Source organism: Cellulosilyticum ruminicola JCM 14822 (assembly GCF_001311925.1).
In the GTDB taxonomy this organism is placed as follows: domain Bacteria; phylum Bacillota; class Clostridia; order Lachnospirales; family Cellulosilyticaceae; genus Cellulosilyticum; species Cellulosilyticum ruminicola.
In genome coordinates, this window is record NZ_BBCG01000018.1 from 19,016 (window position 1) to 44,671 (window position 25,656).

The window sequence follows — 25,656 nt, forward strand, 5'->3', positions numbered from 1 at the left end:
ACGGAGGCACCTATTATGAAAATTGAACGTAATAACCATTTATTAACCCTTGCGGTTTATGTTTTTTGGACGGGTTTTGCCCTTATTGCAGCAACTTTAGGACTTTTAAATATAAAACTAGTTATAGAGTGGATAAGACATATTGTATGGGCGTTTTTAGCTTTACTAGCTCCTCTTATTTATGGCATAATTATTGCTTATTTATTAGATCCTATTGTGAAATTTTATGATAAGCGTTGTATACGTCTTCAAGACTTCAAATGGCATTTTGCGTTCAAACATAAAGAAGAAACTAAAGAGCGTTTGCCAATGCGTACATGGGCAACGCTCTTTAGTTTTATAACGGTTTTATTAGTAGTTGCTTTATTTGTATTAATGATTGTGCTTAATGTACAAGATATGATGGGATCAACTAATTTAACAGGATTAAAAATAAGCTTTTATAAATATATTCAATATTTTGAAGCTATGTTGACTAAAGTAGAAGTAAGTTTTGCAAGTGTACCTGGCATTGGGCAGCAAGGACATTTATTACAAAAGGTATATGGTTATTTTAATCATTTCTTTATGCGTATTTCGAGGCATTTATTTAGGTCTTTAACAGTGGTTGGTGTGCATACGATGAATTGGCTTTTAGCCACAGTTATTGCTTTTTATTTATTGCAAGATAAGGCGAGAGCCTTGCTTTTTTTAAAGAAGTTAACTTTTTCTATTTGTAAGCAGAAAGTGTATCGTCATGTAGAAATTTTAGCAAAAGATATTGATTATGTTTTCTCAGGATATATTCGTGGACAAATTTTAGATGCCATTATTATTGCCGTTTTAACAAGTGTTGTCTTAACCATTATACGTCTAGAATTTGCCATTATTATTGGTGTGATTGCAGGAATATTTAACTTAATTCCTTATTTTGGCCCTGTTATAGGTTTTGTTTTGGCAGGACTTATAGGAATTATGGCCCCTAATCCTATGAAGGCTGTATATGGTGTAGCTGCAATGCTTATTATTCAGCAAATAGATGGCTGGGTGATAGTACCAAAAGTAGTGGGAGAATGTGTGAAATTACATCCTGTCGTAGTATTATTAGCTATATTAATAGGTGGTAATTTATTTGGACTTATAGGCATGTTAATAGGTGTACCTATTGCAGGGTTTATTCGTCTCCTACTATTACGTTATATGACGGAGATTTTCCCTGATGGTGAAACCGCATTAAAGAATGAAGAAGCAGCACAAGAGGAAAGTGAAAAGTCATAAAAATAGTATGTAACATAAAATAAAATTGTTTATATTTTATAAAAAAATATATTATTGTAGAAAATCATATTTATATATGCTATAGTAACTTTGGATAGTATCTTAGAAAGAACTATACTAAAAGTTACTTTTTATTTTTTAAGCTTATATCTAGAAATTTTCTTATAGATATGCATAAGAAGATAATAGAATAAGACTTGTGTAAAATGATTAAAACCTTTAAAGAGAAGTGATACCCAGTTTAATGGGATTGCATTAATAAAGAATATTGAAGATAAATATATTAGGATGCCTAATATATTCGCATAAATCACTCCCGTTAATTTTAGTGTTTTCTTTTCAAACTATCCAATGAATATTTAGTGGGAGGACGAAATGAAACAAACAATTTTAACATTTAAACGTGCTAAAGAAAATAATGAAAAAATAACCATGCTTACTGCATATGATTACATTTCAGCTAGTCTGATGGATCAAGCAGGAATTCACGGGCTTTTAGTCGGGGATTCATTAGGCATGGTTTTTTGTGGTCTTGAGAATACATTAAGTGTAACAGTAGATCAAATGATTTATCATACAAAGGCTGTAAGACGTGGGGCGAAGGAGGCCCTTGTTGTAACAGATATGCCTTTTATGTCTTATCAAACTTCTGTAGCAGACGCCCTATATAATGCTGGACGTATTGTGAAAGAAGGGGGGGCAGAAGCCGTTAAATTAGAAGGTGGTAAAGAAATATGCCCTCAAGTGGAAGCAATCGTTAAAGCAGGTATTCCAGTTATGGGTCATATTGGCTTAACACCACAGTCTATTAATGCCTTTGGAGGATTTAAAGTGCAAGGTAAAGCAGCCAAGGAGGCAAAAGTCTTAATTGAAAGCGCCGAAGCCTTAGAAGCGGCAGGTGCATTTTCTATTGTTTTGGAATGCGTACCAGAAGAACTTGCTAAGTGTATTTCAGAAACGATTAGCATTCCAACGATTGGTATAGGTGCAGGAAAGGCTTGTGATGGACAGATTCTAGTTTATCAAGATTTATTAGGGATGTATGAAGGCATAGCACCTAAATTTGTAAAACGTTATGTAGAAATCGGCACAGCTATGAAAGCAGCTTTTACACAATATCAATCAGAAGTGGCAGATGGTGTCTTTCCAGATACAGCCCATAGTTTTCAAATGACAAAAGAAAATTTTGAAGCACTTACTAAGGAGGATTAAAAGATGAAAAGCGTTGCAACTATTCAAGAAGTAAGAGAGCAAGTTAAAGCATGGAAAAAAGAAGGTTTAAGTGTAGGATTTGTACCAACTATGGGATATTTACATGAAGGGCATCAAAGCTTAATTGCTAAGGCAGTTAGTGAAAATGATCGTGTTGTGGTTAGTATTTTTGTTAATCCAATGCAATTTGGACCTCAAGAAGATTTAGCGACTTATCCTAGAGATTTAGCACATGACACAGAGCTTTGTGAAAAAACAGGAGCTGCGTTAATTTTTCATCCTACACCAGAAGAAATGTATTTACCTGATTTCTGTAGCTTTGTAGATATGAATGGTTTAACTAAAGGACTTTGTGGTAAAACACGTCCTATTCATTTTAGAGGAGTATGTACTGTTGTGAGTAAACTCTTTAATATTGTCACACCAGATCATGCATACTTTGGCGAAAAAGATGCGCAACAACTAGCTGTTATTAAACAAATGGTAAGTGATTTAAATATGCCACTTGAAATCATTGGTTGTCCAATTATTAGAGAAGCAGATGGTTTGGCTAAAAGTTCACGTAATACATATTTATCACGAGAAGAACGTACAGCAGCTTTAGTTTTAAGTCGTAGTTTGCAAGCAGCTAAGGCAAGATGTGAGGCTGGTGAACGCAAAGTAAGTGAAATTAAATCAGTGATTGAAGAAATCTTAACAGTAGAGCCATTAGCTAAAATTGACTATGTAGAAGTCGTAGATTCTAAAACACTTGAAGCTGTTACAGTGATTGAAAAATCTGTACTTGTAGCTATTGCAGTTTATATTGGTAAAACAAGATTAATTGATAACTTTACATATCACATGAAATAAATTTTAGGAGAAGAAGATGGAACTCACATTATTAAAAGGAAAAATTCATCGTGCTACAGTGACAGAGGCTGCATTAGATTATGTAGGAAGCATTACGGTAGATGTAGATTTATTAGAAGCATCACATATTTTAGAATATGAAAAAGTACAAATTGTAGATGTCAATAACGGTAACCGCTTTGAGACATATACAATTGCAGGTGAAAGAGGATCAGGTATTGTATGTTTAAACGGTGCAGCCGCAAGACAAGTACAAGTAGGTGATTTAGTTATTATTATGGCTTATGCACAAATGAATGAAAATGAAGCTAAAAGTCATAAGCCTTATGTTGTACTCACAAATGAAAAAAATCAAATTGTGGATACAATGCGTTATGAAAAGCATGGCAAGTTAGAAAAAGTAAATATGTAGTTGATAAGATACTTTATACAGTGTCTTTAAGTGACATAAAAATTTGTAAAAAATAAGCGATACAAAAGAGATGATTTTGTATCGCTTATTTTTTAGATTTTGTGTTAACTTAAAAATGTTTATTTTAAAGATTAATGAAGTTTAATCGCACTAATTGATGCGCCATACCTTGGCGGTAGAAGTAATAAGATAAGATTGAACCGATACTCCAACCAATAGGCCATGAGAGCCAAATACCAATAGCACCCAAGAAGTGAGCCAAGATATAGGAGATGGCAACACGTAAAATTAAATCAGAGAAGGTTGAAATCATAAAAGCCTTCATAGCGCCTGCACCACGAAGGACACCATCAGCAATAAGTTTCACTGAAATAACAACATAAAAAGGTGTGACAATCATTAAGAACTGTTTACCAGTTAAAAGTGCTTCAGCTGTGGGAGTTTCAATAAATAAACCAATCATTTTGGTATTTAAGAAGAAGTAAGTCATGAAGAAAGGAATGACGACACATAAAGCTAAAAGCATGCCGGCTTTAAATCCTTTTTGAACACGGCCCAATTTCTTAGCACCAATATTTTGAGCTGTAAAACTTGAAAGGCCATTGCCTAGAGTTGTAAAAGAGGTAATGGCAAAGGTATTAAGTTTAATAGCTGCGCAGTAACCAGCAATAGTAGAAGCACCAAAGCTATTAATAAGCCCTTGAATGAATAGGTTCCCAACTGAAATAAAGCTTTGTTGTAAAATACTAGGTAGGGCAATTAAAGTAATACTATGTAACATTTGAGTAGAGAATAAAGGACTTGATGCATCTGTTTTTAATTTTCTAAGGCGACAATTCAAAGTTGTAAAAGCTAAGATTGATGAGATACCTTGTGCTAAGAAAGTTGCCCATGCAATTCCTGCAATACCACCTTTGAAAATAACAACGAATATAATGTCTAAAAGAATATTGCTTAGAGAAGAAGCAATTAAGAAGTAAAGAGGTGTTTTAGAGTCACCAAGTGCAGTGAAAATTCCAGTACTAATGTTATAAAGAAATAGAAATACAAGTCCTAATACATATATACGTAAGTAAATTCCACTTGCCTTAAAAATTTCATTTGGGGTATTTAAAAGGCGAAGCATGGGATTACAAAAAACAAGCCCAATAACTGTGAGTGTTAAGCTTAAAACAGTAAAAGTAATGAACGAAGTACTTATTGCAGTCTTCATTTTATTGTATTTTTTTGCACCAAAAAGCTGTGAAATAACCACACAACATCCAATATTACAACCTAGTGCAACGGCCATAAATAGCATGGTAATCGGGTAAGAAGCTCCAGTTGCGGCTAGTGCATTTTCATTAATGTATCGGCCTGCAATAATACTATCGGCAATATTGTAAAGTTGCTGAAAAATGGTACTTAATAACATGGGTAAAGAAAATTTCCAAAGGGTTTGACTAGGACTTCCTTGTGTCATATCTGTAATCATAAAAATGCCTCCTAATCTAAGTAGATATTTTGTGTTTATTAATATTATATCAAAAATAAAGTTAAAAAATATAAAACATAGGCGTTAACTTAAGAATAAGTTTTTCCAGCAACAATAAGTTGTTCTAAATAACCTTCTATTTTAGAATAGGTGGTTTGTCTTAAACGTTTTTCATGCAAAGCCAACTTTCCTATTCTTTGAACTAAGTTAGAAAACCAGGACTTTCGCGTCTATACTTCTTAAGGATAACAAAATCAATAGATAGACCAAGATGATTTATATGTCACAAAATCCGTGTTTTAGGTTTTAGAATTAAATGAAAAATGGAAATATAGTATAATTGGTTGTGTAATCTAAAATAATAGGAGTGAACATGAGAAAGGGATATTTAAAGAAACTTATTCGCTATATGAAGAAAGTTTATGATATAGAAAATGCGCTTATGAGATTAACAGATACAAGGGTCAATCCTACTTATAGCACGGCGAGTGTCATACTTCCCGTGCCATTTGGTTTTTTAGTCAGAATAAAAAGTTTTAATGAATTAAAATACCGATTGCAGAGTGGAGATTTTCAACATTTAGTCTCATATAGGACAAAGTTACCACAGATAGATGCTATAAGAAATACATTGAAAAAGGTTGAAATAGAGGGGATTCAAGAAATTAATCGGGGGATTATCAAAACGAGTATAAAGAATAAAGTTATGCATCAAGAAACAATAGATGGTTATACAGTAGCAGCTTTAGATGGTACAAGATTATTTGGTAGTCAAAAGAAATCTTGTAAGCATTGTGCGACACAAATAAAAAGAAACGGAAAAATAGATTATAGTTATAATGCTGTATTTATGACATTAGTAGGGCAAAAACCTAGGTTAATCATAGATTTTGAAATGTATCAAGGATTAGTAGATAGTAGTAAAAAAGAAGAAGGTGAATTAACAGTAGCTAAAAGGTTATTAACGCGGGTAACAAAGGAACATAAACATCTATTAGATGTTGTAGTATATGATGCATTAGCAAGTAACAGTGCATGGGTTAATCACTGCATTTCATGTAATGTAATACCAATTGTACAAGTAAAAGGGACACATAATTTTGCAATTAAGAAAGCGAAAGTATGGCTTAATAAAAGTGAAATTAAAGAAGAGTGGCAGGATCAGAAAAGGAATAGAAGAATTGTAGCCTATGAAGAAACCTTTTGTTTAAATGGTGTAGATAAGCCATTAAGACTTATTAAGTTTCAGCAAAAGAGTGCAGAAGGTAAATATACACAAGTAGTCGTTATGACCACAGATTTTAAAATAGCACTTCAAACGATTTATAAAATGATTCATGCCAGGTGGGATATAGAAAATAGTATCTTCAATAACTTAAAAACCTACTGTGAGCTTGAACATTGTTACATACATGATATGAATGCTGCTACTGCTATTGTATATTTAATGAGTATTGCCTTTAATTTAATGCAATTATTTATGGTACGAAGATTAAAACAAAGTAAATTTACACAAAAGGAATTAATAAGATTAGTTGATAAAGAACTTAGTAACTTAAGAAAAAGTAGCGCATACTGGTTTAATACATCTTAGTGTCAAGATAAAATAGAATATAGCATTAGAAAGTGGGGAAAGGGGAAAGTCTACCTATCTTTAAGGAAAATAGTGGTTTACGAGTAAGATTAATAAAAATGTCAATGAAAAATAGCTAAGAGTTAGTTTTGGAAAAAGTATAAGCGAAAGTGCTCTATAGATAGGATTACTTTAAAATAGGATGTTATTTGATAGTAGGACTTGGTAGGTTAATGACTCTAAAAGAAGATGAATCAATTGCATAAAAGTTTAATAAAAGTGAATAATAGTAGCATTAAAATTTAAAGTATTAATCTAATATGTATAAAGGAGAAAGTTAATGCTACTAATTAAAAATGGTAAAATTTTAACCATGGCGGGAAAAAGTTATGACCATGGAGAGCTACTAATAGAACATGATAAAATAAAAGCAGTGGGGGAACATATAAGTGAAGTGCCAGAAGAAGCGGAAGTATTAGATGTTCAAGGGGCTTGGGTTATGCCGGGGATTATTGAAGCCCATTGTCATGTGGGGATTACGGAGCAAAAAAAGGCTTTTGAAGGGATGATAGCAATGAAACTGTAGATCCTGTAACACCTCAATTAAAAGCCATTGATGGGATTAACCCTATGGATGCCGCTTTTGATGATGCGGTTAAAGCTGGAATTACAGGAACGATGGTTGGCCCAGGTAGTTCTAATGTAGTAGGGGGACAATTTGTTTTTATGAAAACGAAAAGCCGCATTATAGATGAACTTATCGTATTAGAGCCAGCAGCTATGAAGGTGGCATTAGGTGAAAATCCTAAAAAGAATTATAGTGACCAACAAAAATCCCCTGTAACACGTATGGCAATAGGGGCCCTTTTAAGACAAGCCTTATTTGAAGCAAAGGAATATAAAAAGAAAAAAGAAGCAGCGCAAGAAGCTAACAAGGATTTTGAATTAGATTTTAAAAAGGAATGTTGGCTGCCTGTTTTAAATAAAGAAATACCACTTAAAATACATGCCCATCGTGTGGATGATATTTTAACGGCACTGCGTATTGCTAAATTGTTTGATGTGAACATTACATTAGACCATTGTAGTGAAGGACATTTAATTGCAGATACGATAGCAAGAAGTCATTTCCCAGCTATCGTAGGACCTTCTATGGCAGCACGTAGCAAAATAGAAGTGCAAAATGTAGATTTTAAAACATCGGGACTTTTACATAAAGTAGGTGTAAAAGTAGCCATTACAACAGACCATCCAGTTATTCCGATTCAATATCTTCCTATATGTGCAGGTTTTGCAGCGAAAGAAGGATTGGGGGTAGAGGAAGGCCTTAAGGCAATTACCATTAATGCAGCAGAGATTTGTGGTGTAGCAGACCGCGTAGGAAGTTTAGAAGTGGGTAAAGATGCGGATGTTGCTATATTTGATGGGAATCCTATGGAAGTCTTTACTCATACATTATATACCATTATAAATGGTAAAATTTTGTATGATAAAGCAAAAGAAGAAAGTCAAGATTAAAAAATTCATAAAAATAAAACTTAAATATTTGTCGTAAGAGAACAAATGGTCGATGCCTTGAAAATAAGGCATCGGCTGTTTTTATATAAAATGTCAAGTATTTTAAAAAAAATATTTTAGTAATTTTAGGCTACTAAAATAAAAAGAGTTATGATACAATGTTTTAGACAAACAACAGATATAGCATGTATAGACTAAAGGGGTACTATATATAGCCTCTTTATATTTTTTTGTTAAAAGATAAACATAAAATTGCTACACATGCAAAATCTACGAAGTCCTTAAAACCAAAATATAAACAAAGGGATGGGATTGATTAATGAAAGTCATAAAAAGAGATGGAAGCGTTGCACAATTTGATGCAAACAAAATTTATAGTGCAATTATTAAAGCCATGAAGTATGGCAGCGGTGTTTTAGATGAAGTAGTAGCCCGTAAAATTGCAGATGAAATCGAAGCAAACTTTGAAAAGTTAGGGAAAGAACCTACTATTTTTCAAATTGAAACATATGTATATTTAAAACTTATTGAGAATGGACACGAGTTAACAGCTAGATCTTATGAAGGGTATCGTGCAATTCAAGCCTTTAAACGTGAAACAAATACAACAGACCATAGTATTTTAGGGCTTATTGATATGACCAACGAAGAGGTTATGAATGAAAACTCTAATAAAAATGCAATGATGGCTTCTACACAAAGAGACCTCATTGCTGGGGAAGTATCAAAAGATATTTCAAGACGTAAGAAACTACCAACACGTATTGTTCAAGCACATGATGAAGGAATCCTACATTTCCATGATATGGATTACTTTATGCAATCTATATTCAACTGTTGTTTAATTAACATTCAAGACATGTTAGATAACGGCACAGTGATCAATCAACGTATGATTGAAAGTCCAAAAAGTTTCCAAGTAGCCTGTACGGTTATGACACAGATTATTGCACAAGTAGCCAGCAGCCAGTATGGTGGACAATCAGTAGATATTCGTCACCTTGGAAAATATTTAAGACGTAGTAAAGAAAAGTATCGTAAAATGCTTAGTGAAGCCATTACAGATGCTAAAGAATTAGAACAAGCAGTAGAACGCCTTTTACGCAAAGAGTTAGAATCAGGAGTTCAAACGATTCAATATCAAATTAATACATTAATGACAACAAATGGTCAAAGCCCATTTGTAACATTATTCTTAAACATTGAAGAAGATGATGAATATGTTGAAGAAGTGGCAAGCATTGTTGAAGAAATTTTAAAACAACGCTTACAAGGTATTAAGAATGAAAAAGGTATTTTCACAACACCTACATTTCCTAAACTGATTTATGTACTTCATGAACATAACTGTTTAGAAGGTGGAAAATATGACTATATTACAGAGCAAGCTGTAAAATGTAGTGCTAAACGCCTTTACCCAGATTACATTTCAGCGAAAGAAATGAAGAAAATCTATGAAGGCAATGTATTCTCTTGCATGGGATGTAGAAGTTTCTTATCACCATGGAAAGATGAAAATGGTAACTATAAATTTGAAGGTAGATTTAATCAGGGAGTAGTAAGTTTAAATTTACCACAAATCGGTATTATTGCTAATGGTGATGAAGAAAAATTCTGGTCATTATTAGATAACCGTTTAGAACTTTGCTTCGATGCATTAATGTGCCGTCATAATGCTTTAAAAGGTACATTATCAGATGAATCACCAATTCACTGGCAACATGGTGCAATTGCAAGATTGCCACAAGGTGCTGTCATTGATCCATTATTAATGGATGGATATTCAACTATTTCATTAGGTTATATTGGACTTTATGAAGTAACAAAACTTATGAAAGGTGTTTCTCATGTGACACCAGAAGGAGAAGCATTTGCCCTTAAAGTAATGCATAAATTAGATGATACAACAAAACGTTGGAAAGCTGAAACTGGCCTAGGATTTGGCTTATATGGTAGTCCAGCAGAATCACTTTGCTATCGTTTTGCTAAGATTGATAAAGCAAAATTCGGAGATATCGAAGATATTACAGATAAAGGCTACTATACAAACAGCTATCATGTAGATGTTAGAGAAAACATTGATGCCTTTACAAAACTTAAATTTGAAAGTCAATTCCAACCTATTTCAACAGGGGGATGTATTTCATATATTGAGATTCCAAATATGAATCACAACTTAGAAGCCTTAAGACAACTTGTAAATTATATTTATCACAATATTCAGTATGCTGAATTTAATACGAAATCAGATTGCTGTCATATATGTGGTTTTGAAGGTGAAATTATTGTAAATGATGACTTAGAATGGGAATGCCCTGTATGTCATAATAAAGATCAAAATAAGATGAATGTTATCCGTCGTACTTGTGGTTACTTAGGTGGAAACTACTGGAATAAAGGAAAAACACAAGAAATTAAGAGCCGTGTATTACATTTATAAGAAATGAGGGATGAAATATGTACTATGCACAAATGAGAAAGTATGATATTGCCAATGGCCCTGGGATTCGTTCGGTACTGTTTGTATCAGGATGTACACATAACTGCCCAGGATGCTTTAATAAGGACTATCAAGATTTTAAAGCGGGAAATCCTTGGTCTGAGGAGGCAGAAGCAACTTTTATGTCATATGTACATGATCCTAATGTGCATGGGGTCACCATATTAGGTGGTGAACCGATGCAACAAACAAGAGATAATGATTTACTTCATTTATTACAACGCATTAAGTTAGAAACTAATCATACAATTTGGCTCTTTTCAGGCTATGTCTTTGAAGAAATTATTAAGGATGAAGCGCGCTTAACATTACTTAAGCAATGTGATGTATTGGTGGACGGACCTTTTATAGAGACGGAAAAAGACATTCAGTTAAAATTTAGAGGAAGTAGAAATCAGCGTATTATAGATGTACCAGCTTCCCTTAAATCAAAACAAATCGTCTTATTAGAATTATAAATATATAGGAGTAGACCATGAACAAGAATATTTATTTTGCAAAAACAAAAGAAGGTGCAATCATTCCTTCAAAACGTATAGAAGATGGTGCATTTGATATTTATGCTTTATTTGAAGAGGACTATGTAGTTATTGCACCTCATGAAACAAAAATGATTCCAACAGGACTTGCAACAGCTTTTTCAAGCGATTATGTTGCAATTATTAAAGAACGTGGTTCTACAGGAAGTAAGGGAATTGGTCAAAGATGTGGTGTCATTGATTCAGGCTATAGAGGTGAATGGTTTATCCCTCTTACAAATCACAATACAAAAACACTTGTGATTGCCAAAGAATCATGCAAAGAAACATTTGAAGATGCAATTGTTTATCCATATGAAAAAGCAATCTGCCAATGTATTATGGTAGAGGTACCTAAATTAAAAATCGAAGAAATCTCTTATGAAGATTTACTTAAATTTGAATCAGAACGTGGTACAGGTGCCCTTGGTTCATCAGGTAAATAATGTAATATTTAAAAGCTGCTTGTATATTTAATATATGCGCAGCTTTTTTTGCATTTTGACAAGTTCTAGGTGATATACTTATATAGAATACGGTGTTTTCCTTAAAAAGGAGGCATGTCTATGAATAAGAAATGGGGATGTTGGTCTCAAAAAATAAAAGGACAATGTTATATGACACAAATTGCAAGTCTAATAGATGAAATTGAAAAGATGAGAAAATACTTGCAGATCATTGAAAATAAAGAGATGGCATTAAGGCGTGCTTTGCAGGCTAGTAATTTTGAAGAATTATTAAAGATAAATGGAACATATTTAGATGCGTATGCGGCACTTCCTTTAGAAATGGAAGAAGTGCTTTTTTCTAAAAATAATAATTTACAAGAGACCTGTACCTGTACACCACATACATGTTACGGGAATTTTTGGTATAAAAATAATTTAAAAGAGCACTTGAGAGAAGAATTAAATGAAAAAATAAATGTTTACAACAAATTACTTAGTGTGTGTTTACAATTACAATATTTTTATGAGCATCAATTATGTGAATCGATTTATAATCATTATTTTTTAAAGCTTATAGAGATGGATGAAAGAATCATTGTTTTATGTGGTGAAATGACACAGTTTTTAAAGGGGCTTCCAGAGAAGAATGAAGGTAAACTTTATTTATTTATGAATGAAATGAGTACCCAAATTGCACCAGAAAGTTATTTGGCTTTTAAATATGAGCGTGGCACTATGTATATTGAACAAATTCAAGTTTCACCTTTGCACAGAGATTTTGAAGCTGTACTTTTAAGTGGAATTGAAGAGTTCGCCAATATATTATCTACTTATTTAAGTAATAAACGTTACTTGCCGATAGGTACTTTAAGAGGTCAATTAGGAGTAGAAAAATATGCATCAAGAGCTATGCTATTAAAAGCCTATTTAAAAAATAACTTTACACCTCAAGGTAAGACCTATCCAGATGGCACATATTTACCTTATCAAGAGATGTTAAAGCGAATCTAAAGTGAAAAGGGACAATTTTAACGATTAGGACATATAGTATAGTAAGATTATGAATGAAGGAGGTGCCATATGAACATTCAAAAAATGCTATTAACACCTAATCGTTATAGTCGTCCACAAATTAAACTGGGAACGGTTAAAAAAGTTGTTGTACATTGGGTAGGTAATGCAACCTCTACAGCTGTTAATAATCGTAATTATTTTGAGGGACTTAAAGTAGGAACCAATAAGGTTTATGCGAGCAGTCATTATATTGTAGGATTAGAGGGCGAGATTATTCAATGTGTTCCAGAAGATGAAGTGGCTTATCATGCAAATGATGCAAATGACTATAGCATTGGTATTGAAAATTGTCATCCAACATGGGAGGGCAAGTTTAGTGAAGCAACCTATGATAGTTTAGTTGCATTATGTGCAGATATTTGTTATCGTTATAAATTAAATCCTAAAACAGATTTAATTAGGCATTACGATGTAACTGGAAAAATGTGCCCACTTTATTATGTGAAAAATACAAGTGCGTGGCAAAAACTTAAAGATGATGTAGGAGCTGCCCTTGAAGCCATTGTTGAAGAGGAGACAAGTATTGTAACAACAACAAAAATAAATATAAATGGAACGGTTAAAGAAGTAGAACGTATTTTATATAATGGCTTTAATTACATTAAAGTACGTGACTTAGCAGATGAACATATTATAGTAGGTTATGATGCAGTAGAAAAAATACCAACTATAGAAATTATATAAGTAAGTCATAAAAAAGGTGTTGCAGCTTGTAACATCTTTTTGCATTTGAAGTGTATGTAAAAGGAGTGATACCTTGCCAACTCCTTATTTTTTTGTAAGAATAAAATAATGCAAAAATTAGTAATTACGACTAGGGTTTTGGAAAACTTCTGTAGGTAAGGAGTGTTTTTTTTGTGTGTACGATTAGAATTCTTAGCTTCTTCAGAAGTAAGAGGTGTTTGGTAATTGCATTTTTTCATGCGTACACCTTTAGGGCCCATTTGACTATCTTTTGCCATTTTAATCAGCTCATTTTATGATAGTTTAAACAATTAGCCGCAACATCTTTCGTGTAAATTTTACATAAAAGATGTCAAGAGAAGTCATAATGCAAGGTTTATCCATTGAAACATACTATCTTTTAATGTAAAATAAAAAGGATATTGTATAAAGAAAACAAATAGTAGGAGGTCGCTCAATGAGTGAAAGAAAAGAAATTAAAATCTCAACACAAGAGGCGAAACGTCAAAATGAGATTATTAATATATTAGCACAAAGACTTAAAGGAAAAGGGCTTAAATACTGTATTTCGACATTTGGATGTCAAATGAATGCAAGAGATTCAGAGAAAATCGAAGGGATGCTTCAACAAATCGGTTATACAAAAACAGAAAACGAAGTGGAAGCAGACTTTGTTCTTTATAATACATGTTGTGTACGCGAAAACGCTGAACTTAAAATTTATGGTCGTTTAGGTGCACTTAAAGGTATAAAACGAAAAAATCCAAACTTAATGATTGCACTTTGCGGATGTATGATGCAACAAGATATCGTACTTGATAACTTAAAGAAAAACTTCAAATTCATTGATATCATTTTTGGAACTTACAACATCTATAAATTACCTGAACTTTTACAAACACGTCTTGAAACACAAGAAAGCGTTATTGATATTTGGGATTCATACCAAGATATCGTAGAAGACTTACCAGATACACGTAAATTTGACTTCAAAGCATGTGTCAATATTATGTATGGATGTAATAACTTCTGTACATACTGTATTGTACCTTATGTACGTGGACGCGAACGTAGCCGTGAAGCAGATGATATTATTAAAGAAATCGAAGGACTTGTTGCAGAAGGCGTTTCAGAAATTATGTTACTTGGTCAAAATGTTAACTCATATGGTAAAACCTTGAAACACCAGTTACATTTGCACAGCTTTTAAAACGAATTAATGAAATCGAAGGGCTTAAACGTATTCGTTTCATGACATCACATCCAAAAGATTTAAGTGATGAACTTATCGAAGTGATTGCAAGTAGTGATAAAGTGTGTAACAGCGTCCATTTACCAGTACAATGTGGAAGTAGCCGTATTCTTAAGAAAATGAACCGTCATTATACTAAAGAAGGTTACTTAGAACTTGTACGTAAATTAAAAGCGGCTGTACCAAATGTAGAACTTACAACTGACCTTATCGTAGGATTCCCAGGGGAAACTGAAGAAGACTTCCAAGATACACTTGATGTTGTAAAAGAAGTACATTATGCAAGTGCCTTTACTTTCGTTTATTCAAAACGTACAGGTACACCAGCAGCTACAATGGAAGAGCAGGTACCAGAAGAAGTTTCTAAAGATCGTTTCAACCGCCTTTTAGAAATCGTTAATGCACAAAGTCTTGCGACTCTTGAAAAATATGTAGGACAAACTGTAGAAGTGCTCTTTGAAGAAATTAGTAAACATAATGAGGAAGTATTAAGTGGTCGTACAGAAACAGGTCTTTTAGTCAATACACCTGCACCAAAAGAAATGCTTGGAAAATATGTAAACGTTAAAATTGTAGCTAATAAAACACATTACTTAATTGGAGAGTTGGCGAATTAATATGTTAAAATCACAAGTAACACCAATGATGAGTCAGTATTTAACGATTAAAGAGCAAAATCCAGATGCGATTTTATTCTTTCGTCTTGGTGACTTTTATGAAATGTTCTTTGAGGACGCTAAAACGTGTTCTCGTGAACTTGAAATTACTTTAACAGGTAAAGATTGTGGTCTAGAAGAGCGTGCCCCTATGTGTGGGGTACCTTTTCATTCTGCAGATAACTATATTTCAAGATTAGTAGAAAAAGGTTATAAGGTCGCTATTTGCGAGCAAGTAGAAGATCCTAAAACTGTAAAAGGTCTTGTAAAACGTGAAGTCATCCGTATTGTAACGCCTGGTACAATTCTAGAAGGAAATACAGTTACAGAAGGTAAAAATAATTATATTGTATCGATTGTTGGTCAAAATGGTACTTATGGACTGAGTGTTTGTGATGTGACAACAGGCGATTGGCTTACAACAACGATTACAGGTGAACAAGGTAAACGTAAGCTTTTAGATGAGCTTGCCAAGTTTGCACCAGTAGAATGCTTATTACAAGAAAATCTCTATGAAGATGAAACGATTAGAGAATTTACAGTAGGCCGACTACATGCCCTTACTGAAAAAATTGCACCGCATACATTAGATACAGCCCTGGCTAGTTCATTACTTATTAAACACTTTAATGTGATGAATTTAGAAGGCATCGGCCTTAGTAATAATGGGTCAGATATGTTAGCTACATCAACGTTGCTTGCGTATCTTAAAGAAACTCAAAAAACTGATCTTTCACATTTAATGCATGTCTCTATTTATAATGTAGATGCTTATATGTTATTAGATAATGCCACAAGACGTAACTTAGAACTTAGTGAGACACTTCGTGAAAAACGTCGTAAAGGCTCATTACTTTGGGTACTTGATCATACGAAAACAGCTATGGGTAGTCGTTATATTCGTAAATGTATTGAGCAGCCACTTATTGATGCTGCCCAAATTAATGGTCGTTTAGGTGCGACAGAGGAACTTAGAAATAATCCACTTTTACGTTCGGATTTATTTGAAGCCCTTGATAACATTTATGATATTGAGCGTCTAATGAGTAAAGTATCTTTTGGAACATGTAATGCCAAAGATCTTGTAGCCATTAAACAATCTATTGGCGCGTTGCCAGCTATTAAAGAGCTACTAGCGAATACAAAGTCACCACTTCTTAATGAGCTTCATGATAACTTAGATTGTATGGAAGAGTTATTTGATCTAATCAATCGTAGTATTGTAGAAGAAGCACCGCTTTCTGTTCGTGAAGGCGGCTTAATTAAAGATGGTTATCATGAAGAAGTTGATCACTTACGTGAGGCTAAAACAAAAGGTGCTTCATGGCTTATGGCGATAGAAGCAGATGAACGTGAAAAAACAGGTATTAAAAACTTAAAAGTCAAATACAATAAAGTTTTTGGTTACTTCCTAGAAGTTACACAATCTTATAGCAATCTTGTGCCAGATTACTTTATTCGTAAACAAACACTTGCTAACTGTGAGCGTTATATTACAGAAGAACTTAAAAAAGTAGAAGAAGAAGTATTAGGTGCAGATGAAAAGCTTAATACTTTAGAATATCAGCTCTTTACACAAATTCGTGAAGCAGTTTTAAAAGAAATGCATCGTCTTTTAGATGTATCTCATAAGATTGCGGCTTTAGATATGTACTGTTCATTAGCAGAAGTGGCAGATATTCATCAATATGTAAAACCAACAATTGATAACTCTGAAGTACTAGATATTAAATTAGGTCGTCACCCAGTTGTTGAAAAAATGATGGGCGAACAAAGCTTTATTGCCAATGATGTAGTGATTGGGCCAGAAGAAATGATTCTTTTAACAGGGCCAAACATGGCAGGTAAATCAACTTTCATGCGTCAAGTAGCCCTTATTGTACTTATGGCACAAATTGGTTCATTCGTACCAGCTGAAAGTGCTACAATTGGTGTTGTAGATCGTATCTTTACCCGTGTTGGGGCATCGGATGATTTAGCATCAGGACAAAGTACTTTCATGGTAGAGATGATGGAGGTTTCAAATATCTTACATCATGCCACACATAAGAGTTTATTAATTTTAGATGAAATTGGCCGTGGAACAAGTACTTTAGATGGACTAAGTATTGCATGGGCAATTATTGAACATATTACAGGAACAATTGGAGCAAAAACACTTTTTGCAACGCATTATCATGAGTTAACTGTTCTTGAAGAAAGCATTCCAAAGCTTAAAAATTATTGCGTTGCTGTTAAAGAAATGGGTGAAGATATTATCTTCCTTCATAAAATCGTACAAGGCAGCGTGGATCATAGTTATGGAATTCAAGTTGCCAAACTGGCAGGGGTCCCAACCGTTGTTTTAAATCGTGCCAAAGCGATTTTAAATGAGCTAGATGGTAAAGAAAATTATGAAGTTTCTACGCCAAAAGAATGTACAATGAATGTAGAAACAGCAAGGGTGGTAGAAGAAACAGTAACAGTTCAGACTCCAGAAAAAATGGAAGTGGTCACACAAGAAGTCACCGTAGAAGATAATACATTTGTAGCTGAAAAAAGTACAGTATTTGAAGAAGCACCTCAGGCAGCAGAGCCATTGCATCAAATTAACTTATTTGAAGCCATTTCCAATAATCATGAACCTGTAATTGAAAAGCTTCGCGCATTAGATGTAATGCGCATGACACCTATTGAAGCTTTAGAAACACTTTATGATTTACAAAAGCAATTAAGATAGAAGGGGGCCTTTTAAGTTGGGCACTATTCAAATTTTAGATACACATACTATTAATAAAATTGCTGCAGGAGAGGTCGTTGAACGACCTTCTTCTGTTATTAAGGAACTTGTTGAAAATAGCATTGATGCGAAGGCAAGTTCTATTACTGTTGAAATTAAAAATGGGGGAATTGATTTTATTCGTGTCACAGATAATGGCTTAGGCATTTCAAAAGATCAAGTAGAGATTGCCTTCTTACGCCATGCCACAAGTAAGATCACTTCAGCTGAAGATTTACAACATGTTTTAAGTCTGGGTTTTAGAGGAGAAGCTCTTGCCAGTATTGCAGCCGTATCTAATGTAGAACTTATGACGAAGGTTGCAGAGGATTTAACAGGAAAACGTATTGAAATTGCAGGGGGCAAGATTACATCTTCTGATGAAATTGCTTGTCCAAATGGGACTACATTTATTATGCGCCATTTATTCTTTAATGTGCCAGCACGTCGAGAGTTTTTAAGTAGTAGTGGGGCAGAAGGAGCAAGAATATCCGATTATATGTATAAATTGGCTTTAGCCCATCCTGAAATTTCGTTTAAATATATTCAAAATGGCAAAACGGTTTTTACAACTTCAGGAGACCATGATTTACAACATGCTGTACTTAATATTTATGGTAAAGAGTATGCAAAAAATACATTAAAATGTTTTTATGAAACCTCAGGCATAGAATGCGTGGGGCTTTTAGGGAATCCTTCATTAAATCGTTCGAATCGTAACTATGAACATTTCTTTATAAATGGACGTTATATCAAAAGTACATTATTACAAAAAGCAGTAGAAGATGCTTATAAACCAATTGTTATGGTGGGCAAATTTCCTTTTGTAGTGCTACATTTAAATATTTCCCCAGAAGAAGTAGATGTCAATGTGCATCCTACAAAATTGCAGGTACGCTTTAAAGATTCGGATTTAATTTATAATACGGTTTATAAAGCCATTACAAAACAGTTGGAATCAGCTTATTTAGTACCACATGTAGCACCACATGAAAAAGCAGTAACACCTAAACCAGAGATTGAAACTTATACAGTAGATACTTTTTTTGCACCACGTAAAGAAGAAAATGCAGCAACGGCTCAAAGCTTATTAGCAGGAGAAATGCCTATTGTAAAAGAAGGACCTACTCATAATATTGAGCGTATCTTTGGAAAAAGTGAGTCAGAAGTTAAACCTTCTTTTGAAATCCATAGTGCTTCAGAAGATTTAGAAAAGGTAAGCTTATCGCAACCATTATCAATGTCATCTAGGGATAGGATAGAAGAAACATTTAATGGGGCCGGTGATTTAAATGGCAATACTGAAGCTTTGTCAAGTGATGAGACTAAGGGACAAGTAATTGCCAATGCAGAAGACCTTATCAAGAAAGAATTATCTAACAAGGTAGAAACAACAAATACAGTACAACCATTTCAAGAGAGAGAAAGTAATGGTGTAAATGAACAAACACAAATCGCCCACAGGCATATTCACGCTGTAGCGGCATCCTATATGGCACCGCCAGTGACACCTATAGCAAAAAGTGAAGGAGCTGCAATTGGGGTGAAGGATTATAAGATTATTGGTCAATTATTTAAAACTTATTGGCTCATTCAATATCATGAAAAAGTGTTTATCATTGATCAACATGCAGCCCATGAAAAGGTCATGTATGAGCAGTTTATGAGGAAGTTTAGAAGTAATGAGGTAGCTACTCAATTACTATTAGTGCCAGAAACCTTTAATATTACAGTAGTAGAAAAGAATTTATTAGAGGAGAATAGTGAGTTATTTGAAAAACTAGGTTTTGTTTTCGAATTTTTGGGCGAAAATGCAATTGTCATTCGTGAAGTGCCATTCTTATTAAATGAACCGCTTTCGCTAGATGTGTTTAAGGAAATATTAGATACATTAACTCATGAAAAGCCTAAAGATATTGCTGATGTGAAGGCAGAAGCGATTATTCGTATGTCTTGTCGTAGTGCGGTAAAAGCCAATGATAAACTTACAAGCTTAGAATGTGAAAAACTTATTGAATCTTTATTAGCCTTAGATAATCCATTTACTTGTCCACATGGACGTCCAACAATTGTGGCACTCACACAAACTGATATTGAAAAAATGTTTAAGCGCATTTAGTTTTATAAAATGTGCTTTATAAGAAAGGTGAACATATGAAAAAACCACTTATTTTAATTGCAGGGCCAACGGCTTCAGGAAAAACTAAGACAAGTGTACTTTTAGCAAAAGCGATTAATGGTGAAATTATTTCAGCAGATTCCATGCAGATTTATAAAGGCATGGATATTGGAACAGCTAAAATAAAACCAGAAGAAATGCAAGGTGTACCACATTATATGATTGATGAATGGGAACCTGATTTTCCTTGTAGTGTGGCAGCTTTTAAGGAACGTGTAAAAGGTTATATTGAAGCAATTTATGCAAAAGGCAAAACACCTATTTTAGTTGGGGGAACAGGATTTTATATCAATGCTATTTTATTTGATACACAGTTTGAAGAAACAGATCCTAACACGGTATATCGTGAAAGTTTAGCAGAGTTTGCTCGTCAGGAAGGGGCAGAAGCATTACATCAAAAACTTCAAGAAGTTGATCCTCAAGGGGCATTAGAGATTCATCCTAACAATGTCAAGCGTGTGATTCGTGCTTTAGAATACTATCATGAAACAGGCGAACCGATTTCAAGTCATAATGCCAAAGAACGTGAAAAACGAGTAGATAATGAGTCACCATATGATTACACATTTTTTGCCTTAACAATGGAGCGTAGTTTACTGTATAATCGCATTAATGAACGTATTGATGAAATGATGGCAGAAGGGCTTTTAGAAGAAGCAAAACGTATCTATGAGGCAGGATATGATGCGGAATTACCAGCTTTAAAAGCTATTGGTTATAAAGAATTCTTCCCATATTTTAGCGGCGAAATGAGTTTAGAAGCATGTGTAGAAAAACTTAAACAAAATACACGTAATTATGCAAAACGTCAATTAACTTGGTTTAAACATCAAGCCAGTCCAATTATGTTAGAAGTGGATCAATTAGGGATTGATGCCAATCGTATAGTAGAGGAAATGCTAAGTTATTTAAAAAAATAGAAAATGCGTACTAAGACTGTATACTTTATTTATAATTGGGATATAATGACAATGTAATGTTACAAAAATTTAGTAATTCAGTAGACAAGCGCAAAAATATAATATACAATAAAAACAACTAACAACATGCCTAGGAGGGGACGTTAAGATTATGAGTAAAACAATTAACTTACAAGATGTTCTTTTAAACCAACTTAGAAAAGAAAAAATTACAACAACATTATTTTTAACAAACGGTTTCCAATTAAAAGGAACTATCAAAGGTTTTGACAACTTTGTAGTAATCCTTGAAAGTGAAGGCAAACAGCAAATGATTTACAAGCATGCAATCTCAACACTTGTACCAGCTAAATCTGTTAACTTAAATGCGGCAGAATAGGAATGTATTGATAGTTAATGGATATGAGTTTATAACGGCAAAATTATTTGATTAAAAAATATGTTTTAAGTAGATAATGGCAATAAATGATCTTTTGGCTAAAATAGCTGAATAATTTGTTGTCATTTTTATTTTCTAGGAAAGTTCTACTTGTATAGAAAATAAAAGATAATGCCTACATATATTAAGGCATCATCACTATAAACTTTAATGTGTAAAATTGATATAAGTTAATCATAATCGTAAACTTAGTCCTAATCTTTTCCAGTAATAATGAGTTGTTCTAAATAATATTCGATTTTAGCGTAAGTTGTTTGTCGTAAACGTTTTTCATGTAAAGATAGCTTTCCTTATTCTATAGATAACATTAGAAAGCCTTTTATAAGTATGTAGCGTTATCCTTTTGAGTGTGTAAAACTGATATAAATTGCGACCACCCATACCAGTATAATCATCTGCAACTTGATTTGGTAATGAAATAGTTGTTGCATCTATATGCATGGGAAACCTCCTAATCTGAGTAGTATTAGATTATAGAGATTTCCCATTTTTATTGAATTTATTATTGGAAAATTTTATTTATAAGTTAACGCTTATGAATGTAGTGTTTAAAGAAAATATTGGTTCAGATTCAGCTAAATTTATTTTTACCTTTGCTTTAAAAAGTTTTAATAAAGTATCTTTACAATAGGATGTTAAATTTTTTAAAATATGAAAACGGTCACTCATCTGAATAGCCTGTGGATGAGCTAAAGTGATTGCTTTTTTATAGGTTATTGCTCCATCTCTTGAAACAACCTTAATATTAGGGTAAGAGCTTAACTATTCTACAACATCTAACAACTCCCTAGATTCAATCAAGTCAACAACCTTATTGTGTATGAATATCTATCATGATTGTGCTATATTTTGGGCGTTTTTTATAGCAAAATTATTAATGAAGATATGTGTAATAAGTTCTTTATTAATGTTGAGGAATATTTTTTTTAGAGGTTACAAATTGTACTTTTACCAACTTTAACTGTATGTTTACTAAGATGCTTAGCTGCTGTAACTGAACTACAATGAAGGGAAAGACGTATAATCTCTTCCTCTAATCGTTTGGTTTTCTTTGATTTATTATTAAGGAAAGTAAATCGTTCTGAAAAAGTCCTTTGAGTACAATTTTCATTAAGACAAAATATTTTCCTATTTTGAATAATTATTTCTACTTTTTTACCTTGAATAGGTAAATCTTGAAAAATTCGCTGATAACTACTATGTTTTTTAGAAAATGGTGTATCACAAAAAGGACATGGAACAGCACTTAATGTAGATTCAATAAATATATATAATGTATCTTCATGTATTTCATGATATAAATAGTTTAGATTCAAGTCTAATAATTTGATAATTTCATCCATAAATAAATCTCATTGCTCAGTATAATTAATGCTTTATTATAAAAAGGTTAAAATCAACTAACTATGGAAAGAACCTGTTTTATTTTACCACATTAACATTTTCCAAATAGCCAACTCATAAGGTCGTTAAGATAAGGGGATGAGCATTTCTTTTTCTTCAATGATGAAAGTTTCATAACGATTTCCTTTTTTTTCTGAAAAGGTCTATGATTAAAATCATAAAGTTTTTCCTTTATACACGTATTGAGTTTTTGAATTAAGAAGAATTTTTGATGTCTAAGAGCTGCTATGATTCAAGTGGATAATCACCTACAGTACCTTCAGCACTTGCTTTATCTTTAGGACGTCTAACCCTTGCTGGTATAACAGCTGTATTATAATGCTCAGCCATTTCATGATACGTTTTGTTAATCGTAGGATTATACCAAGATAATTTTTCAACACCTGTTTTTAAGTTATCTGGCATAAGTATTCTTGATTTTGTGATAAAAAGGCTTCCACATAAGCGTACTGACTACTAGATAATGTAGCTACAAAAATATAGGCAGGTATGTCTACATCTGTAACAGAATCTGTAATAGGTGTTGTCTGGCTTGTCCAATCCACTTCCAACCTTTCACCAGGTTTTCTGTGAATATGCATTGTTGCTTTAGTCTTATTAGCAAACTCTCTATAATACTTACAAAACTGTGTATACATGAGTGAGATTTCATGATTTAGCCTGCAAGCTACACAATACTCTTGACATAAAAGGTTCAATGTAACTCTATTTTTAGCCATTTTTTTATGAATGTACTCATAATCAGGCGTTTTGCGTAAAGATTGAATAGGTTGTTTGGGAAACAAACATTTAGTTAACATTTCATCTGTCATAGTTGGTGATAGTGGCCATGAAATACCGTTTTCGGCAACACATTTAAGTGTTTTGACAACAGTATATCTAGAACACTCGCAACTAATAGCAATACTTCTACTACTAATACCTTGATTGTTTAGCCTAAGAATTTCACGATATTTTGGCATAGGATATAGCTCCTTATAAATAACTAATTTACACTCAAAAGAAGTGTATAGTTAATATATAAAGATTTGTTGAAAAATTATGAAACAAGGGTATATGTAGCTATTTATATAGGCAGAAGGATTTGAAAAGAAAGATTGAACCGTGTTATAATAAAAAGAATAATGTAATAACGCAGATAGTGTTGTAGAAGATAAGGAGAATAAATATGAGTACTTTACAAGAGTTATTAGGCATTGATGCACAGACAGAAGCAGTTTGCCTTGAGACAGAAAAAACTTTAACAGAGGTTTTTGCGAAAATAGATGAAAATATGCATTTAAATGGGGCAAAAGTGCTTCATGCCATGCAAAAAAATAAATTAAGTGATGTCCACTTTGCAGCAACAACAGGATATGGTTACAATGATATTGGTCGTGATGTCATTGAACAAATTTATGCAGATGTCTTCAAAACAGAATCAGGCCTCGTAAGACCACAACTTATGTCAGGAACACATGCATTAACAGTAGCACTTTTCGGGAACTTAAGACCTGGGGATGAACTGCTATCAGTAGTAGGTAAACCATATGATACATTAGAAGGTGTAATTGGGATTCGTCCAACTAACGGAAGTCTTGCAGAATATGGTGTCACATATCGTCAAGTGGATTTAAAAGAAGACTATAGCTTTGATTTTGATGGCATTTGTGAAGCCATTAATGAACGCACAAAATTAGTAACAATTCAACGTTCAAAAGGTTATAGCTACCGTCCAACACTTTCAGTAGATCAAATCGGGGAGTTAATCAGCTTCGTAAAAAGTATAAAACCAGATATCATCTGTATGGTCGATAACTGCTATGGTGAATTTGTAGATATAAAAGAGCCAACAGAAGTAGGGGCTGACCTTTGCGTTGGATCACTGATTAAAAATCCAGGGGGCGGACTTGCACCAACTGGTGGTTATATCGTAGGAAAAGAAGAATTCGTAGAAAATGCGGCAATGCGTTTAACTGCACCTGGACTTGGAAAAGAAGTAGGGGCAACATTAGGACTTAATCAACCAGTGCTTCAAGGACTTTTCTTAGCACCTGAAATCGTAGCCAATGCTTTAAAAGGTGCGATTTTAGCTGCTGCATTATTTGAAAAATTAGGCTTCGACGTGATGCCAACAGCTTTTGAAAAACGTCATGATATTATTCAAGCGATTAATATGAAAACACCTGAGAATGTCATTAGCTTCTGTCAAGGGATTCAAAAAGGTGCACCAGTAGATAGCTTTGTAACACCAGAACCATGGGATATGCCTGGATATGATGCGCCAGTTATTATGGCAGCAGGTGCCTTCATTCAAGGGGCTTCTATTGAAATGAGTGCAGATGCACCAATTAAACCACCATATACAGCTTTCTTCCAAGGTGGTCTTACATTCTATCATGCAAGATTAGGGGTAATGAAAGCACTTCAAACAATGAAAGACAATGGATATATTAAACTCACATAGTTTAAAAAATGCTCTTGCAAAGTAAATTTTGCAGGAGCATTTTTTGCATATGAATCATTTCATAATTCATATATTATTT

The 25,656-nt window shown here is 33.3% G+C and carries 23 protein-coding genes and 1 pseudogene; 18 read left to right on the forward strand and 6 right to left on the reverse strand.

All coding sequences use genetic code 11. The features are described 5' to 3' along the window. Window positions 1-15: 15 nt before the first annotated feature. From JCM14822_RS08140 to panD, 4 genes are all read left to right on the forward strand, one after another. Complete coding sequence (locus JCM14822_RS08140) at window positions 16-1,257, forward strand: AI-2E family transporter (RefSeq protein ID WP_054741352.1); 1,242 nt, start codon at window positions 16-18, stop codon at window positions 1,255-1,257. A gap of 375 nt (window positions 1,258-1,632) precedes the next feature. Beyond that, the gene (gene panB, locus JCM14822_RS08145) at window positions 1,633-2,469 is read left to right on the forward strand and encodes a 3-methyl-2-oxobutanoate hydroxymethyltransferase (protein ID WP_054741355.1); all 837 of its coding nucleotides are present in this window, start codon (window positions 1,633-1,635) and stop codon (window positions 2,467-2,469) included. Window positions 2,470-2,472: 3 nt separating this feature from the next. After that, on the forward strand, window positions 2,473-3,321 hold the full coding sequence (panC, locus tag JCM14822_RS08150) for a pantoate--beta-alanine ligase (protein WP_054741356.1): 849 nt from the start codon (window positions 2,473-2,475) through the stop codon (window positions 3,319-3,321). A gap of 16 nt (window positions 3,322-3,337) precedes the next feature. After that, window positions 3,338-3,733: an aspartate 1-decarboxylase gene (panD, locus tag JCM14822_RS08155; protein ID WP_054741359.1), complete on the forward strand. Its 396-nt coding sequence runs from the start codon at window positions 3,338-3,340 to the stop codon at window positions 3,731-3,733. 124 nt (window positions 3,734-3,857) lie between these two features. Here the strand turns inward: panD and JCM14822_RS08160 are convergent, their stop codons facing one another. Continuing rightward, window positions 3,858-5,207, reverse strand: a complete 1,350-nt coding sequence (locus tag JCM14822_RS08160) for an MATE family efflux transporter (protein WP_054741361.1) — start codon at window positions 5,205-5,207, stop codon at window positions 3,858-3,860. 373 nt (window positions 5,208-5,580) lie between these two features. Between JCM14822_RS08160 and JCM14822_RS08165 the strand changes: the two genes are divergently transcribed. The 13 genes and pseudogenes from JCM14822_RS08165 to hfq all read left to right on the forward strand — a co-directional run bounded on the left by JCM14822_RS08165 (window position 5,581) and on the right by hfq (window position 21,667). Beyond that, entirely contained in the window at window positions 5,581-6,801 is a 1,221-nt protein-coding gene (locus JCM14822_RS08165; RefSeq protein ID WP_054741363.1) for a transposase, read from the forward strand. A 319-nt stretch (window positions 6,802-7,120) separates the two neighbouring features. Continuing rightward, the gene (locus JCM14822_RS23785; RefSeq protein ID WP_330377413.1) at window positions 7,121-7,366 is read left to right on the forward strand and encodes a hypothetical protein; all 246 of its coding nucleotides are present in this window, start codon (window positions 7,121-7,123) and stop codon (window positions 7,364-7,366) included. A gap of 44 nt (window positions 7,367-7,410) precedes the next feature. After that, a complete protein-coding gene (locus tag JCM14822_RS08170; RefSeq protein ID WP_330377414.1) occupies window positions 7,411-8,298 on the forward strand; it encodes an amidohydrolase family protein in 888 nt (295 codons plus the stop codon). A 319-nt stretch (window positions 8,299-8,617) separates the two neighbouring features. Beyond that, window positions 8,618-10,738, forward strand: a complete 2,121-nt coding sequence (gene nrdD / locus JCM14822_RS08175; protein WP_054741364.1) for an anaerobic ribonucleoside-triphosphate reductase — start codon at window positions 8,618-8,620, stop codon at window positions 10,736-10,738. 17 nt (window positions 10,739-10,755) lie between these two features. Beyond that, entirely contained in the window at window positions 10,756-11,256 is a 501-nt protein-coding gene (gene nrdG, locus JCM14822_RS08180) for an anaerobic ribonucleoside-triphosphate reductase activating protein (protein WP_054741366.1), read from the forward strand. A 17-nt stretch (window positions 11,257-11,273) separates the two neighbouring features. Continuing rightward, window positions 11,274-11,762, forward strand: coding sequence for a dUTP diphosphatase (locus JCM14822_RS08185; RefSeq protein ID WP_054741368.1), 489 nt, complete (start codon window positions 11,274-11,276; stop codon window positions 11,760-11,762). 120 nt (window positions 11,763-11,882) lie between these two features. Continuing rightward, the gene (locus JCM14822_RS08190) at window positions 11,883-12,776 is read left to right on the forward strand and encodes a hypothetical protein (protein WP_054741370.1); all 894 of its coding nucleotides are present in this window, start codon (window positions 11,883-11,885) and stop codon (window positions 12,774-12,776) included. A gap of 69 nt (window positions 12,777-12,845) precedes the next feature. Further along, window positions 12,846-13,523 carry a peptidoglycan recognition protein family protein gene (locus JCM14822_RS08195; protein ID WP_054741372.1) on the forward strand — a complete coding sequence of 226 codons (678 nt, stop codon included), beginning with the start codon at window positions 12,846-12,848 and terminating at the stop codon, window positions 13,521-13,523. A gap of 457 nt (window positions 13,524-13,980) precedes the next feature. Further along, window positions 13,981-15,392: pseudogene (gene miaB, locus JCM14822_RS24500) on the forward strand (tRNA (N6-isopentenyl adenosine(37)-C2)-methylthiotransferase MiaB). A 1-nt stretch (window position 15,393) separates the two neighbouring features. Continuing rightward, window positions 15,394-18,150 carry a DNA mismatch repair protein MutS gene (mutS, locus tag JCM14822_RS08210; RefSeq protein WP_083461334.1) on the forward strand — a complete coding sequence of 919 codons (2,757 nt, stop codon included), beginning with the start codon at window positions 15,394-15,396 and terminating at the stop codon, window positions 18,148-18,150. 16 nt (window positions 18,151-18,166) lie between these two features. Further along, window positions 18,167-20,308 (forward strand): DNA mismatch repair endonuclease MutL, encoded by a 2,142-nt coding sequence (gene mutL, locus JCM14822_RS08215; protein WP_054741375.1) that lies wholly within the window; start codon window positions 18,167-18,169, stop codon window positions 20,306-20,308. Window positions 20,309-20,343: 35 nt separating this feature from the next. Beyond that, complete coding sequence (gene miaA / locus JCM14822_RS08220; protein ID WP_054741377.1) at window positions 20,344-21,288, forward strand: tRNA (adenosine(37)-N6)-dimethylallyltransferase MiaA; 945 nt, start codon at window positions 20,344-20,346, stop codon at window positions 21,286-21,288. Window positions 21,289-21,439: 151 nt separating this feature from the next. Further along, the gene (gene hfq / locus JCM14822_RS08225; protein ID WP_054741379.1) at window positions 21,440-21,667 is read left to right on the forward strand and encodes an RNA chaperone Hfq; all 228 of its coding nucleotides are present in this window, start codon (window positions 21,440-21,442) and stop codon (window positions 21,665-21,667) included. Between the two features lie 330 nt (window positions 21,668-21,997). Here hfq and JCM14822_RS20155 read toward each other — a convergent pair whose 3' ends face one another. The 5 genes from JCM14822_RS20155 to JCM14822_RS08240 all read right to left on the reverse strand — a co-directional run bounded on the left by JCM14822_RS20155 (window position 21,998) and on the right by JCM14822_RS08240 (window position 24,093). Then, the gene (locus JCM14822_RS20155; RefSeq protein WP_157047685.1) at window positions 21,998-22,168 is read right to left on the reverse strand and encodes a hypothetical protein; all 171 of its coding nucleotides are present in this window, start codon (window positions 22,166-22,168) and stop codon (window positions 21,998-22,000) included. 78 nt (window positions 22,169-22,246) lie between these two features. After that, window positions 22,247-22,471, reverse strand: a complete 225-nt coding sequence (locus tag JCM14822_RS24930) for a transposase (protein WP_157047688.1) — start codon at window positions 22,469-22,471, stop codon at window positions 22,247-22,249. A 182-nt stretch (window positions 22,472-22,653) separates the two neighbouring features. Then, window positions 22,654-23,070: a transposase family protein gene (locus JCM14822_RS08230; protein ID WP_054741381.1), complete on the reverse strand. Its 417-nt coding sequence runs from the start codon at window positions 23,068-23,070 to the stop codon at window positions 22,654-22,656. A 286-nt stretch (window positions 23,071-23,356) separates the two neighbouring features. Further along, window positions 23,357-23,536, reverse strand: coding sequence for a hypothetical protein (locus JCM14822_RS20165; RefSeq protein WP_054741383.1), 180 nt, complete (start codon window positions 23,534-23,536; stop codon window positions 23,357-23,359). Further along, window positions 23,521-24,093 carry a transposase gene (locus JCM14822_RS08240; protein ID WP_054741384.1) on the reverse strand — a complete coding sequence of 191 codons (573 nt, stop codon included), beginning with the start codon at window positions 24,091-24,093 and terminating at the stop codon, window positions 23,521-23,523. Before JCM14822_RS08240 ends, JCM14822_RS20165 begins: the two co-directional genes overlap by 16 nt. A 200-nt stretch (window positions 24,094-24,293) precedes the next feature. Between JCM14822_RS08240 and JCM14822_RS08245 the strand changes: the two genes are divergently transcribed. Beyond that, window positions 24,294-25,577, forward strand: a complete 1,284-nt coding sequence (locus tag JCM14822_RS08245; RefSeq protein ID WP_054741386.1) for a methionine gamma-lyase family protein — start codon at window positions 24,294-24,296, stop codon at window positions 25,575-25,577. The last annotated feature ends 79 nt before the right edge of the window (window positions 25,578-25,656 follow it).